The following is a 14,110-nucleotide window of genomic DNA, read 5'->3' on the forward strand; positions in this document are numbered from 1 at the left end:
GTCGCCGCGCAGGCGGCCGGCGACGCGCCGCCACAGCCGCTCGGCGACGCCGCCGTCGGCGGCATCCTGCGCCGCGGGTAGCGCCGACAGCAGCATGTCCCAGGCGACGAAATCGCTGTCGGGCAGCAGGTACAGGCGCCAGCAGCATTGGTGTTGGCGGTCGTAGAAGCGCAGGCTCTCCAGCACGCCGTCGCTGTCCACATCCAGGTGCGCGGCCACGCTGCAGGCGTGGCGCCAGCCGATCAGTTCGGCGCCGGTGTGGGCGCGGTACAGGCACAACACCGTGCCCAGTGCGGCCAGCTGCGCCGGGCGCGGCAGCGGCGCGGCGATCCGCTCCGGGCCGGTACGCGCTGGCGCGGCCGTGCGCATCCGCCGCTACCAGTCCAGCGCCAGGCTGACCGAGACGTTGCGCCCGGCACCGGTATAACGGTCGAGCACGGCGCTGCTGGCCAGGGTCGCGCCGGGCAGCATGTTCCAGTCGATGTAGCGGCGGTCGGCCAGGTTGAACACGCCCACGTCGAGCCGCGCACCTTCGGTGAAGTGCCAATGCGCGAGCAGGTCCAGCGTCGCGTAGCCGGCCGGCGTGTAGTAGGTCGGCAGTTCCGGCCGGCGCTTCTTCGCCACCGCGGTGGCGACCAGTTGCGTACCCCAGGTACTGTGGTCGTAGCCCAGGCCGAGCACGCCACGCAGCGGATCCACGGAATTGAGCGGGGTGCCGTCGGTGCGGTTGTCGCCGCGCGCATAGGCCGCGCTGGCCTGCAGCGACCAGCCGCTCCAGCGCGCATCGAGTGCGCCGACGTCGATGCCGGCCTTGGCTTCCACGCCGCGGATGGTCACCCGGTCGACGTTGCGCGATTGATACAGCATCAGGCCGTCGGCGTTGAAGCCGACGAAGCGGTAGGACTCGATGAAGTCGCGATAGGCGTTGCGGTACGCGCTCAAGCCGGCGTAGACCGCCGGACCGGCGTAGCGCACGCCCAACTCCGCGCCGCGACTGGTCTCCGGCTTCAGGTCGGGATTGGCGATCGCGGTGTAGCCGATGAGCAGATTGGTGAAGCCGATATTGACGTCGTTGTAGGGCGGCGCGCGGAAGCCGTGCGCGTAGTTGGCGTACAGCGACCAGGCATCGTCCAGGCGCCAGATCGCGCCGAGCTTGGGCGAGACGTTGCGGTCGCTGATCTTCTTCGCCGCCACGCCGGGGTTGTCGGTGGCGAAGATCGCATCGACCTGCGGCGACAGCCGATAGTAGTCGGCACGCAGCGCCGGCGTCAGGCTGAAGCGGCCGTCGGCCAGCGCGATCTCGTCCTGCAGGTAGGCGCCGGCCTTGAGCGTCTCGGTGATCGGGAAGTCGCGGACCGGGAAGGTTTCCATGCCCACGGTCTTGCTGATCGTGCCGGTGCGCAGGTTCAGCGTGTGGCCGTCGCGCTTTTCGTGGGTATCGGTGTGCGACAGGTCGATGCCGTAGCTGATGTCGTGGACGATGCGCCCCTGATCGACCCGCTTGTGCAGATTCGCCTGCAGCCCGTACAGGCGCTGGTCGAAGTCGTGCTCCATGTGCCGCAGCGTGCCGTTGCTTCGGCGTTCGTCGGTGCGTTGCAGGCTCTGGCTGTCCTGGCGGTACAGCTGCCACTGCAGGTCGTCGGCGAGCCGCGTGTCGAGCTGGTCCACCTCGTGTGCCAGCGACACGCGGGCGCGGGTCTGATGGTCGCGGCCGCGCTGCGACAGGATGCTGGCGGTGACGTTGCTCAGCGCATTGATGCGCGAGTAGTCCTCGTTGCCTTCCACGGTCAGCTTGAAGCGCTGATTGGCGCTGGGCGCGTAGACCAGCTTGCTGAGCAGGCTGCGGCCGTCGCTGCTGAGCGGATTGGGCGCGGTGCGGGCGGCGCCGATGCTGCGGTTGTCGCCCTGGGTTTCGCTTTCCTGGCCCTGGCGATGGCTGACCGCGGCCATGCCGCTCCAGCGGTCGCCGCCGAAGGCGACCAGCGCGCCAGCGAACAGCCCCTTCCACTCGCTCTCGTAGCCGAACTTCAGGCCGACGTAGCTGTCCTTGCCCGGCGCCAGATAATCGGCCGGATCCTTGGTGACGTAGGCGACCACCCCGCCCAGCGCATCCGAACCGTACAGCGCGCTGGCCGGACCGCGCACGATCTCCACGCGCTTGAGCGTGTCCATGTCGACGAAGTTGCGGTTGGCGTTGAGGTAGCTGCCGAAGCTGAAGGTGTCCGAGACCGGGATGCCGTCGGTCTGGATCAGCACGCGGTTGCCGTCCAGGCCACGGATGCGGATGCCGGAGATGCCGCTGAAGCGGCCGCTGTTGCCGGTGGCGGACACGCCGGGCGTATAGCGCAGCAGATCCTTCAGGTCGTGGACCAGTGCGCGGTCCATCTGTTCGCGGTCGATCACGTCGACGCTGCCGGGCACGTCGACGATGGCGCGCTGGGTGCGCGTGGCGGTGACCTGCAGGCGATCGAAATCGCGGATGGCGGCCGCCGCACTGGCGGCGTCGTCAGCGTCGGAGGCAGAGGCGGATGCGGCATGCGCGCCGGCGGCCAGGGCCAGCCACAGCGCGCCGGTGAGCGGGGCGGTACGGAACATGGGGAGCATCGGTGGTCGCGGAAGACCCTCGACCGGCACGGCGCGGGGTCCGCGCCTGGCCGAGGGGGAGAGAAGGATCGCGACTGCGAGGCGGCCGCGGCCGACGCGCAAGGGCGTCGGCCAGGTGGCGGCAGATCGAGCGGGGAGGCCGGCCGCGCGCGGCGGCCGGAGGGCATTACTTGGTCAGGATCAGCTTGTCGTTGCTGGTGTGGCGCAGACGATAGACGCGGTCGCCGTGCTGGATCAGCACTTCGCGGCGGCCCTTGAGCAGCGCCTGGCTGCTGATGGTTTCTTCGGCCGGCACGGCGCGCGGCACGGTGCGCTCGCGCAGGCTCAGGGTCTCGGGGTGACGCAACAGCACGGGTTGAGCGGTCATGATCGAACTCCATCCACGGGGTGCATCGAGATGATAATGATTCTCAATACTTAATCAAGACCCATTCTCGCCCGATTCGATTCGCAATCCCGATCGAAATCCCGGCCACGAAAGATTCCAAAGATCGCCACACATCGACGTCTTCGCCGCCGCGCCACCGCTGCACTGCGGCGGCGCAAGCGCATGCCGTCGTCAACGCACCGCAGCGTCGACCCGTTCCCACCACGCCGCGTCGTCGCGCGCGGCCAGCTCCAGCGCCGCCAGGTTCTCCAGCAGCTGCGACACCCGGCTGGCGCCGAGGATCACCGTGGACACGTGCGGGTTGCGCAGGCACCAGGCGATCGCCAGCGACGCCGGCGCCACGCCCTCGTCCGCGGCCAGCGCGGTGAAGGCGCGCGCGCGCTCGACCCGGCGTTGCGCCGGCGGCCCGATCACCTCCTGCTGCAGCCAGGCATTGCGCTCCTGGCCCAGTCGCGAGGCCGGATCGATGCCGTCGTTGTACTTGCCGGTCAGCAGGCCCGAGGCCAGCGGCGACCAGATGGTGGTGCCCAGGCCGAGTTCGGCGTACAGCGGCGCGTATTCCTGCTCGACGCGCTCGCGATGCAGCAGGTTGTACTGCGGCTGCTCCATCGACGGCCCGTGCAGGCCCAGCGCACGCGCCACCTGCGCCGCCTCGCGGATGCGCTCGGCCGGCCATTCGGAGGTGCCCCAGTACAGTACCTTGCCCTGGCGGATCAGCGCATCCATCGCGCGCACGGTTTCCTCCACCGGCGTGTCCGGATCGGGGCGGTGGCAGTAGTACAGATCCAGATACTCCACCCGCAGGCGCTTGAGCGCGGCATGGCAGGCGTCGGTGACGTGCTTGCGCGACAGCCCGCGCTGGGTCGGGCGCGGCGATTCCACGGCGCCGAAGTAGACCTTGCTGGACACGCAGAAGCCGTCGCGCGGCAGCCGCAGGTCGGCGATCACGTCGCCCATCACCTGCTCGGCGCGGCCGTGCGCATAGACCTCGGCGTTGTCGAAGAAGTTGATGCCGTGGTCCCAGGCGGCGGCGATCAGGTTGCGCGCTTCGTCGCGGCCGGTCTGCCCGCCGAAGTTGATCCAGGCGCCGAACGACAGCGCCGACAGTTGCAGCCCGGTGGCACCGAGGCGACGGTATTGCATGGCAACTCCTCCTGCTGAGCGAACCCGCGGCACGGCCGGGGGCGGCCGCACAGTGTAGCGGCGCTGCCGCAAGGCCCCGTCGGCGCCGCCACGCCGGCGGCAGCCAGGCGCCCCGCTCTTGCGAATCCCCAATCCCCAATCCCGAATCCCCCCGACTGAACACGCCTCGCCTTGCCGGCCGTCACCCCCTGCACTAGGCTTCCCGTCTTTGGTCGGGGACCGGGGACGCAGATGGTCGAGGGATTGGGAAGGATCGGCTTCGGCCTGTTCGGTTTGGCGGTGTTGATCGGGATCACCTGGCTGTTCTCCAACAACCGCCGCGCGGTGGACTGGAAGCTGGTCGCGACCGGCCTGGTCCTGCAGATCGGGTTCGCCTCGCTGGTGCTGCTGGTCCCCGGCGGCCGCGAAGTGTTCGACTGGCTCGGCCAGGTGTTCGTCAAGGTGCTGAGCTTCGTCAACGAAGGCTCCAGCTTCATCTTCGGCAGCCTGCTCGACACCAAGACCTACGGCTTCATCTTCGCCTTCCAGGTGCTGCCGACCATCATCTTCTTCTCCGCGCTGATGGGCGTGCTGTACCACCTGGGGGTGATGCAGGCGGTGGTGCGGGTGATGGCCTGGGCGATCACCAAGGTGATGCGCGTGTCCGGCGCCGAGACCACCAGCGTCTGCGCCAGCGTGTTCATCGGCCAGACGGAGGCGCCGCTGACGGTGCGTCCGTACATCCCGCGCATGACCGAGTCCGAGCTGCTGACGATGATGATCGGCGGCATGGCGCACATCGCCGGCGGCGTGCTGGCGGCCTACGTGGGCATGCTCGGCGGCGGCGACCCGGCGCAGCAGGCGTTCTACGCCAAGCATCTGCTGGCGGCCAGCATCATGGCCGCGCCGGCGACGCTGGTGGTGGCCAAGCTGCTGATCCCGGAGACCGGCACGCCGCTGACCCGCGGCACGGTCAAGATGGAAGTGGAGAAGACCACCAGCAACGTGATCGATGCCGCCGCCGCCGGCGCCGGCGACGGCCTGCGCCTGGCGCTGAACATCGGCGCGATGCTGCTGGCGTTCATCGCCCTGATCGCGCTGGTCAATGCGCCGCTGACCTGGATCGGCGACGTCACCGGCCTGGCCAGCGTGATCGGCCGCCCGACCAACCTGTCCACCATCTTCGGCTACGTGCTCGCGCCGGTGGCCTGGGTGATCGGCACGCCGTGGCCGGATGCAACCACGGTCGGTTCGCTGATCGGCCAGAAGGTGGTCATCAATGAGTTCGTCGCGTATACCGAGCTGTCGCGTATCGTCCAGGGCCAGGTGCCGGGCGTGAGCCTGAGCGCGGAAGGCCGGCTGGTCGCCACCTACGCGCTGTGCGGCTTCGCCAACTTCAGCTCGATCGCGATCCAGATCGGCGGCATCGGCGGCCTGGCCCCCGAGCGCCGCCACGACCTGGCCCGCTTCGGCCTGCGTGCGGTGCTGGGCGGCTCGATCGCGACCTTCATGACCGCGACCATCGCCGGGGTGCTGTCGCACTTCGCCTGATCCGGCCGCGGCATCCGCCGCACCCGTCTTTCTTTTTTCCAGTTCCAGTCGAGAAGCAGTACATGCCTATGAGTTCGGTCATCGTCGTCGGTTCGTTCAATGTCGACCATGTGTGGCGTTGCGAGAATCTGCCCGCACCGGGGGCGACCATCGCCGGCCGCTACAGCACCGGCCCCGGCGGCAAGGGCTTCAACCAGGCGGTGGCGGCGGCACGCGCCGGCGCGCGTACCAGCTTCGTCTGCGCGCTCGGCGACGACGCCGGCGGCGCGATGGCGCGCGGCCTGGCCGCGCAGGACGGCATTGCCCTGGTCGCCGAGGCCAGCAGCGAGCCGACCGGCACCGGCGGCATCTACGTCGACGGCCACGGCCGCAACACCATCGTCATCGGCGCCGGCGCCAACGCCGCGCTGAGCCTGGACTTCGTGCAGGCGCAGCGTCCGCTGCTGGGCTCGGCGCGGGTGCTGCTGGCGCAGCTGGAATCGCCGATCGAGACCATCGAGGGCACCCTGGCGCTGGCCCGCGAGGCCGGCCTGACCACGGTGCTCAACGCCGCCCCGGCCAACGCGCAGACCAGCATCGGCCTGCTCAAGCTGGCCGACGTGCTGACCCCCAACGAAACCGAGTTCGCCGCCCTGCTCGCCCGCCATGTCGGCGTGCGCGTGGACGCCGACGACGTCGCCGCCACCGATGGCGGCAGCCTGCACGCGCTGTGCCGCAAGCTGCTGCCGGGCGGCACCGTAGTGGTGACGCTGGGCGCGGTCGGTGCGTTCATCTCGCACCCCGAGGAGCACCTGCTCGGCGACACCCAGCCCTACTACCGGATCGGCGCCGAAACCGCGCATACCGTGGACACCACCGGTGCCGGCGACGCCTTCAACGGTGCCCTGGTGGCATCGCTGGCGCAGTCGCCGAACGCCGCGTTCGCCACCCACGTGCGCTTCGCCAACCACTACGCGGCGCGCTCCACCGAGGCCGAAGGCGCGGCGGCATCGATGCCGCGGCTGACGCCCGAGGCCGGCTGAGCGATCGGCGCGACGGTGCCGGCCGTCGCCGTTACCTGCCATCACAAACCAGCGCCGGCGCTGCGCCGGCCACGCATCCGACAAGGAGTTGCCGATGCCCCGCCGTTCCGTCATCCCGTTCGCCGCGCTGTGCGCACTGTTGCTCCCGCTGTCCGCCGCCGCGGCACCGCACTGCGACTGGAACAGCCTGGCCGCCGACGCCGACCGCGCCGCGGTGACCGTCTCCGCCGAACGCCTGCAGCAGGTGATCGCGGCGCATTACGACGATGCCGAGCAGGAAAAGGGCGCGGCGCTGGCGCGGACCCTGCTGCAGCGTGCGCAGACGCCACAGCAGCCGGGCACATTGGAAGGCCGCTGGAAGGTGCGCTCGATCCAGGTCGACCCGCACTTCGCCTACGCCTATCCCTACTTCAAGGCCGAGATCCGCCGCGATCCCTGCGGCTACCACCTGAGCAAGACCAGCGGCTCGCAGCGCCGCAGCGGCACGCTGTCTCCGCTGTCCGCCGGCAGCCATGAGCTGGCCTTCCTCGGCGCAAGCACGGTCAACGACGAGCCGGAAGCGGCCTACGCGCCCGGCCATGCCTCCGACGGCACGCACGGCAACAGCGTCGGCCGCCTGGTCGCGCTGGGCCCGGACGAACTGCTACTGATCCTGGACGGCAAGGACAACGGCTTCGAGCTGTACCAACTGATGCGCTGACGGCCGCGCGGGCCGCGCGGGCCGCCCGGCCCGCCAGCGCATGTGCCCCGCTACACTACGCGCATGCGTATCGGCCCCTACACGATCGAACCGAAGGTGATCCTGGCACCGATGGCCGGGGTCACCGACAAGCCGTTCCGGCTGCTGTGCAAGCGGCTGGGCGCGGGCCTGGCCGTGTCGGAAATGACCATCTCCGATCCGCGCTTCTGGCAGACCCGCAAGTCGCTGCAGCGCATGGACCACGCCGGCGAGCCGGACCCGGTCAGCGTGCAGATCGCAGGTACCGAACCGCAGCAACTGGCCGAGGCCGCGCGCTACAACGCCGACCACGGCGCGCAACTAATTGACATCAACATGGGTTGCCCGGCGAAGAAGGTGTGCAACGCCTGGGCCGGCTCGGCGCTGATGCGCGACGAGGCGCTGGTGGCGCGCATCCTCAGTGCAGTGGTGAAGGCCTCGCCGGTGCCGGTGACGCTGAAGATCCGCACCGGCTGGGACTGCGACCACCGCAACGGCCCGATCATCGCGCGCATCGCCGAGGACTGCGGCATCGCCGCGCTGGCAGTGCACGGGCGTACCCGCGACCAGCATTACAGCGGCCAGGCCGAGTACGCGACCATCGCCCAGATCAAGGCGATGCTGCGCATTCCGGTGATCGCCAATGGCGACATCGATTCGCCCCAGAAGGCGGCGCAGGTGCTGGCCGCGACCGGCGCAGATGCGGTGATGGTCGGGCGCGCGGCGCAGGGCCGGCCGTGGATCTTCGGCGAGATCGCGCACTACCTGACCACCGGCGAACTGCGACCGGCGCCGTCGCTGACCTTCGTCCGCGACACGCTGCTCGGCCACCTGCAGGCCCTTCACGATTTCTACGGCGAGGCGCAGGGCGTGCGCATCGCGCGCAAGCACCTGGGCTGGTATGCCAAGGATCAACCCGAGAATGCCGCGTTCCGCGCCGTGGTCAACCGCGCCGAGAGCGCGCAGGCACAACTGGCGCTGACCGCCGAGTACTTCGACGCGCTGATCGCCGGGGTGCCGCCGGCCTTGTCCGCCGCCGCCTGACGTCTTCTTCTCCCTGGAGCACCGCCATGGGCACGTCTCCCGAAACCCCGACCTATCTGCACGGCTATTCCGACACCGAACAGGCACGCCTGTTGAAACAGGCGCGGCTGCTCGAAGCCACCCTGTTCAACCAGATCGACTACACCGGCGCGCGGCGCCTGCTGGAAGTGGGCAGCGGCGTCGGCGCCCAGACCGAAGTCTTGCTGCGGCGCTTCCCGGAGCTGCACGTCACCGGCATCGACCTGAGCGAGGCGCAACTGCAGGCCGCGCGCGACAACCTGCAGCGCATGCCCTGGTGCCAGGACCGCTACACGCTGCAGCAGGCCGACGCCGGCGACCTGCCGTTCCAGCCGCGCAGCTTCGATGCGGCGTTCCTGTGCTGGGTACTGGAACACGTGCCGTCGCCAGCGCGGGTGCTCAGCGAAGTGCGGCGGGTGCTGGCACCGGGGTCGCCGGTGTACGTGACCGAGGTGATGAACGCCTCGTTCCTGCTGCATCCGTACTCGCCGAACGTGTGGCGCTACTGGATGGCGTTCAACGACTTCCAGTACGACCACGGCGGCGACCCGTTCGTCGGCGCCAAGCTCGGCAACCTGCTGCTGGCCGGCGGCTATCGCGACGTCAGCACCGAGATCAAGACGCTGCACCTGGACAACCGCGAGCCGGCGCGGCGCAAGACCATGATCGGGTTCTGGGAGGAACTGTTGCTGTCTGCGGCCGAACGGCTACTGCAGGCCGGCGCGGTGGATGCGGAGACCGTGACCGGCATGCGCCAGGAAATGGCCCAGGTGCAGAGCGATCCGGATGCGGTGTTCTTCTATTCGTTCGTGCAGGCGCACGCGACGGTGTATTGAACGGCGCTCACGGCGCCACGGGCGATGCCTGCGCACCGACCGGCGCGGGCGATGCCGGCTCGGTCCAGATCCGTTGCCACATCCGCGCCAGCGCTGCACCAATCTGCCCACGTGCCACCGGCGCCCGGTACGCCGCCTGCAGCTGCCGCGGCGGCATCGCCACCCAGCCGTCGCCCTGCTGTCGCGCCACCGCGAAGTTGAAGTTGTAGTCCGGTTCCAGGCCCATGCGCAGGTCGCTGAGCACCAGTTCGCCGTCCTTGACCTGCGCGCGCATGAAGCCGCGGTTGAACCATGTCAGGCGCTGCACCGCCGGCAGGTCGCGCACCTGCGCCAGCGCCTGGGTGTTGGAGGGATAGCCCTGGAAGCGCATCGGCCCGTGGTCGGCGACCAGCGAGCGCTCGCCGATCACATAGCCGCTCGGGGTCATCGCCACCACCCGCCACAGCAGCGTGTTGAACGGCATCGGTACCGAGAAGCGCGGCGCCTGCGCCAGTCCCATCGCCGCCAGCGTGCGGTCGGCCTCGCGGTCGACCAGTTGCTTGGCCAGCAGCGACCAGCCCAGGTAGACACTGCTCAACAGCAGTCCGACCAGCAACGCCTGCTGCGCCACGCGCCGCGCGCGGGCGAACCAGGCGATGGCGCAGGCCAGCAGCAGCCACAGCGTGTAGGCGGGATCGATGATGAACACGCTCGACCACATCGTCGGCGATGGCCGCAGCGGCCACCACAGCTGCGTGCCGTAGACGGTGAACGCATCCAGCAGCGGGTGGGTGATCAGCGCCAGCTGGATCGCCCAGAACCAGCGGTGTGGCGCTTCGGCCACGCGTCCATGGCCGAAGCGCCGGAACAGCCACCAGATCAGCCAGCCCAGCAACGGCAGCACGAACAGCGAATGGCTGACGCTGCGATGCACCGTCATCAGCGTCACCGGATCGCGGGTCAGCGGCAGCAGGATCAGCGCATCGAGATCCGGCAGGGTGCCGAGCGCGGCGCCGGCAAGCAGTGCCGCGCGCCGATGTGCGGCCGGGGCGATGGCGGCGGCAATGGCGCCGCCGAGGACGATCTGGGTGAGGGAATCCATCGGCCGATGCTAGCAGCGATGCGGGAATGGGTGCGTGGCCGTGGCAGTGGCGCGACAGTCGTTCGTTTGCTGCTGTCGCAGGTGTACAACACACGGCACGGGCAGTTCGGCCTGACGCCGATCCTGCCAAGCGCTTCAAGCGAAAGCGCCGCTGCGACTGCAAGGGCATCTCCGATGACGAGGGAAGGCCATTTGCAGGAGCGGCGTTAGCTGTGGCGAGACGCCACAGGTAACGCCTGTCGCGGCTGAAGCCGCTCCTGCGACGACAACGGCATGTCCACGCCGAGTCGCAGCAAAGCGGATGAGCTGACGTCGCTCCCTCTGTGGAAAGGCACCCCATCAGGATGCCCTTCCCTACCCAGGCAGCGCCTGGATCAAAATCCGAATCCCTCGAAGAACAGGGTGTATGCATCGTCGGAGGACGTGGCCGCCGTGCCGGGATTCTCCGATTGGAAATAGCTGATCACGTCGGCTGCGATGACTCCCAGCCACTTCCAGAATCGTCCCTTCCTCTTCGAGGTGCCGCCCTCTGCCGCGAACTGACCGCTTTCGGCCGCCTGCCTGGACCAGTAGCGTGTGGAGTGCCTGGCCACGCTCAATCCACCCAGGATCAACGCGCCATTCCTGGAGGTGGGATCGAGCTTCGCCAGGGCGTCCCGCTCCAGCTCCTCGAATTGCGCTGCGGCGGCCTCCAGGTCGTCGGCGTTCTCGACGATCTGGTCGATCCGCACGACGAATGCGAATTCCTCGGCACTGAACCGCTGGCGCAATCCCGTCAGGTTTTCGGTCACCGACCGCGTCGGGTCGATCCCATCGATGATCGGCTGCTGTGTGGCGATGAACTGCTCCAGCGGCATGCCCGGGGCGTAGCCGCACTTCTTGACCAGCAGCGTCAGGGCCTGGTCGTGCGAGGGATTGAGGTCCATCAGGCAACCGAGGTACATGTTGTGCTGGGCGCCGGCGTGGTCCATGGGATTCTCCGCGGCCAGCGCGGGGAGACCGACGGCGCTGCCGACCAGCAGGGCGGCGGTTGCGACAAAGTGCTTCTTCATGTGCATTCTCTTCATTGAACTGGGATGAGTGGGCCCGGACCCACATGGGTCATGGGCAGGCGGTCACCGCCGCATCGGCGCACGGGACGATGCGGCGGTCTTCAAGCGGAGCGGGCTGCAGCCCGGTCAGAACACGATGTCGTAGACGGTGCTGGAGGTGGTGGCCGCGGTGACCGGGTTTTCGGTGAGCAGGAAACCCACCACGTCCGAACCGACGACGGCCAGCCATCGCCAGAAGCGCCCCTTCTTCTTCGCGGTGGCGTCGCCAGCCGTGGTCTCGCCATGCTCTGCCGCGACCTTGGCCCAGTAGCGGTTGGAATGCTTGGCCACGCTCAGCCCGCCCAGCACCAGCGCGCCGTTCCTGGAGGCAGGATCGAGCCGTGCCATGGCTTCCTTCTCGAGTTCCTCGAACTGCACCGCCGCCGCATCCATGTCCTCGGCGTTCTCGATGATCTGGTCCATCCGCACGATGAACGAGAATTCGTAGGCACTGAGCTGCTGGCGCAACCCGGCCAGGTTGTCGATCATCGGCCGGGTCGGATCGACCGCATCGATGATGGGCTGTTGCGTGGCGATGAACCGCTCCAGCGGCATGCCGGGGTTGTAACCGCACGTCTTGACCACGACGGTGAGGGCTTCGTCGGGCGAGGCATTGGCGTCCATCAGGCAGCCCAGGTACATGTTGTGCTGGATGCCGGCCTGGTCCACCGGGTTTTCCGCCGCCAGCGCAGGGGCGCCGACCACACTGCCCGCCAGCAAGGCGGTTGCGACAAGGAGCTTCTTCTTCATGATGAGCGTTCTCTCGCTATATGGAAGGGATTGGAGATGGCTGGGGTTGCGTGCATCGCCCCCGGGGGATATGGCCACCGCCGCATCGGCACTCGGTGCGATCCGGCGATTTCAGGCTAGGCAGGCCGCCGCGGCGGCACGAGGGCAAACCCGGGTCGCCACGGGAGCGAATCGGGTCGAATTGGCGGGGCCACGGCGCAAGCACGGCGGGCCGCGGACGCGCGAGCCGGCAGCGCGGCGCGTTGCCACCATCAGAGAATCAATACCTTAGGAGGATTTATTCCCGGTCTATACCCGCGGATGCGCTGGCATCGGCCGCAGCCCCGCTCGTAGGCTGCGGACTCTTCTTCTGCGCATTGCGAGGTTCCGATGCTTGCCTGCCGTTCCGTCTTCCATGCCGCCCTTGCCGCGGCCCTGCTGACCTTGCCGCTGATCGCCCACGGCCACGACACCCTGCCGCCGGACTGGTGCCTGGAGGAGAGCCAGGAACCGGAGGTGGTGGTGAAATTCGATTTCGACGGCGAGCAATTGCGGCAGACGATGGACAAGTGCGGCGTAGTCGATAGCCACGAGCCGTACACCAATACGCTGAACACCATCGCCGCCTATTGCGAGGTGGTGGCGCCGTCGCGCTCGGCCAAGCCCATCGTGCTCGGCCCGACGACCTTCCTGGCACGCGACCACCACAGCGCCTACCGCATGGAGCAAGGCTTGAAGGGCGCCTGCGTGGTCTGCCCGGCCAAGCGCGGGCGCTGACGCACCATGCAGGCGCGCTCGCCGGTTAGCGCAGCCGACGATCGCCGGCAGGAGAAGTGCCGGGCTTGCTCAGCCGAGCGCGTCCCGGCGGGTGTAGGCCAGCACCGTGTCGATCCTCGACTGCAGGGCGGCGCGCGCCTCCGCCGACAGCTCTCCGCAGTGCGCGAGCACGAAATAGGCCGAGCGCAGCACGTCCCGCCAGCGCGGGTTGCTAGGCAATTTGGAGACCGCCAGATAGCGCTCCATCGCCCGCGCACGCAGGCGGCCGTCGTCGATGTTCACGCGCCAGATGCGGCTGCGCTCGGCCAACTCCAGGCGACCGGTCGCGGTGGCGCGCTCCCAGGTGTCGATGACCGCCAGCATCAGGTCGACCAGCGCGCGCCGGAAGGCATCGCGCAACGCAGGCGCGGCGGCCTCCGCTGGCGTGTGCTCGGCCTGCGCGGTGTCCGCCACCGCGCCACGGTCGCGTTCCTGCAGGCCGAGGACGACCAGCCCATCGCCGCCGCGCCAGGGCGTGAAGGTCACGGCGAGCGGCGTGCCATGCCGTGCGACGATCTCCAGGCGCTGCGCCGCGCTGTCCTCCATCCGCTCCAGCGCCGCCTGCAACGCCGGGCGGTCGCCCTCGGCAACGCAGGCGAACACCGGCTGCCCGACCGGTTCGGCGTCGTCCGCGCCGCCGAGCAGCAGGCGGCCGGCACGATTGGTGGCCAGGACCTGGCCTTCGGCATCGAGCAGGCACAGCGCGTCCTCGCGGCTGTCGAGCAGGGTCTGCAGCAGGCTGCGATCCTCGGCCAGCGCGTCCGCCTCTCGCCGATAGCGGGCCAGTTGCTCCTCGTGGCGGACCTGCCGTGCGGCTTGCAGCAAACGTTCGCGCTGGCGGCGACGCTGCAGCCACAGCCACAGGCCGAGCGCGGCGGCGACGCCGGACACCAATGCCAGCCACAGCAGCAACGTGCGTTGGCGCAGCTGGACCTGGCGCAGGCGGTTCTCGCTTTGCAGGGCATCGATGGTGCGCTGCTTTTCGGCGGTGTCGAAGCGGATCCGCAGCCAGTCCAACTGGCGATCGTGCTGCGCGCGGACCAGCGCCGCGGCCTCCGCATTCGCGCGCCGCAGCGTGGCGATGGCCGCC

At 69.1% G+C, this 14,110-nt stretch carries 13 protein-coding genes and 1 pseudogene; 6 read left to right on the forward strand and 8 right to left on the reverse strand.

Features of this window, described 5'->3' with window-relative positions:
* The 4 genes and pseudogenes from D180_RS02940 to D180_RS02955 all read right to left on the reverse strand — a co-directional run.
* Positions 1–369 (reverse strand): annotated as a pseudogene (locus D180_RS02940) (Hemin transport protein); the annotation flags it as partial.
* A 6-nt stretch (positions 370–375) separates the two neighbouring features.
* Complete coding sequence (locus tag D180_RS02945) at positions 376–2,595, reverse strand: TonB-dependent hemoglobin/transferrin/lactoferrin family receptor (protein WP_017911616.1); 2,220 nt, start codon at positions 2,593–2,595, stop codon at positions 376–378.
* Between the two features lie 175 nt (positions 2,596–2,770).
* Positions 2,771–2,971, reverse strand: a complete 201-nt coding sequence (locus D180_RS02950) for a hemin uptake protein HemP (RefSeq protein ID WP_017907561.1) — start codon at positions 2,969–2,971, stop codon at positions 2,771–2,773.
* A gap of 192 nt (positions 2,972–3,163) precedes the next feature.
* Positions 3,164–4,135 carry an aldo/keto reductase gene (locus tag D180_RS02955; protein WP_017911617.1) on the reverse strand — a complete coding sequence of 324 codons (972 nt, stop codon included), beginning with the start codon at positions 4,133–4,135 and terminating at the stop codon, positions 3,164–3,166.
* Between the two features lie 231 nt (positions 4,136–4,366).
* Between D180_RS02955 and D180_RS02960 the strand changes: the two genes are divergently transcribed.
* The 5 genes from D180_RS02960 (at position 4,367) to D180_RS02980 (ending at position 9,303) form a co-directional block, all read left to right on the forward strand.
* Positions 4,367–5,665, forward strand: a complete 1,299-nt coding sequence (locus D180_RS02960; protein ID WP_017911618.1) for a nucleoside transporter C-terminal domain-containing protein — start codon at positions 4,367–4,369, stop codon at positions 5,663–5,665.
* 68 nt (positions 5,666–5,733) lie between these two features.
* Complete coding sequence (locus D180_RS02965; protein ID WP_017911619.1) at positions 5,734–6,687, forward strand: ribokinase; 954 nt, start codon at positions 5,734–5,736, stop codon at positions 6,685–6,687.
* 94 nt (positions 6,688–6,781) lie between these two features.
* A complete protein-coding gene (locus D180_RS02970) occupies positions 6,782–7,387 on the forward strand; it encodes a DUF4893 domain-containing protein (protein ID WP_017911620.1) in 606 nt (201 codons plus the stop codon).
* Positions 7,388–7,450: 63 nt separating this feature from the next.
* Complete coding sequence (gene dusB, locus D180_RS02975; RefSeq protein WP_017911621.1) at positions 7,451–8,449, forward strand: tRNA dihydrouridine synthase DusB; 999 nt, start codon at positions 7,451–7,453, stop codon at positions 8,447–8,449.
* A gap of 26 nt (positions 8,450–8,475) precedes the next feature.
* Entirely contained in the window at positions 8,476–9,303 is an 828-nt protein-coding gene (locus tag D180_RS02980) for a class I SAM-dependent methyltransferase (protein ID WP_017911622.1), read from the forward strand.
* A 7-nt stretch (positions 9,304–9,310) separates the two neighbouring features.
* Here the strand turns inward: D180_RS02980 and D180_RS02985 are convergent, their stop codons facing one another.
* From D180_RS02985 to D180_RS02995, 3 genes are all read right to left on the reverse strand, one after another.
* Entirely contained in the window at positions 9,311–10,384 is a 1,074-nt protein-coding gene (locus tag D180_RS02985) for a metal-dependent hydrolase (RefSeq protein WP_017911623.1), read from the reverse strand.
* Between the two features lie 374 nt (positions 10,385–10,758).
* Complete coding sequence (locus D180_RS02990; protein ID WP_043090382.1) at positions 10,759–11,436, reverse strand: hypothetical protein; 678 nt, start codon at positions 11,434–11,436, stop codon at positions 10,759–10,761.
* 126 nt (positions 11,437–11,562) lie between these two features.
* Positions 11,563–12,225 carry a hypothetical protein gene (locus tag D180_RS02995; protein ID WP_017911625.1) on the reverse strand — a complete coding sequence of 221 codons (663 nt, stop codon included), beginning with the start codon at positions 12,223–12,225 and terminating at the stop codon, positions 11,563–11,565.
* Positions 12,226–12,594: 369 nt separating this feature from the next.
* On the opposite strand from D180_RS02995, the gene D180_RS03000 reads away from it, so the two are divergent.
* Complete coding sequence (locus tag D180_RS03000; RefSeq protein ID WP_017911626.1) at positions 12,595–12,981, forward strand: hypothetical protein; 387 nt, start codon at positions 12,595–12,597, stop codon at positions 12,979–12,981.
* Between the two features lie 69 nt (positions 12,982–13,050).
* Here D180_RS03000 and D180_RS03005 read toward each other — a convergent pair.
* On the reverse strand, positions 13,051–14,110 hold a 1,060-nt coding region (locus tag D180_RS03005; RefSeq protein WP_043090380.1), incomplete at its 5' end, for a PAS domain-containing protein.

This window comes from Xanthomonas sp. SHU 166, from assembly GCF_000364685.1.
In the GTDB taxonomy this organism is placed as follows: Bacteria; Pseudomonadota; Gammaproteobacteria; order Xanthomonadales; family Xanthomonadaceae; genus Xanthomonas_A; species Xanthomonas_A sontii.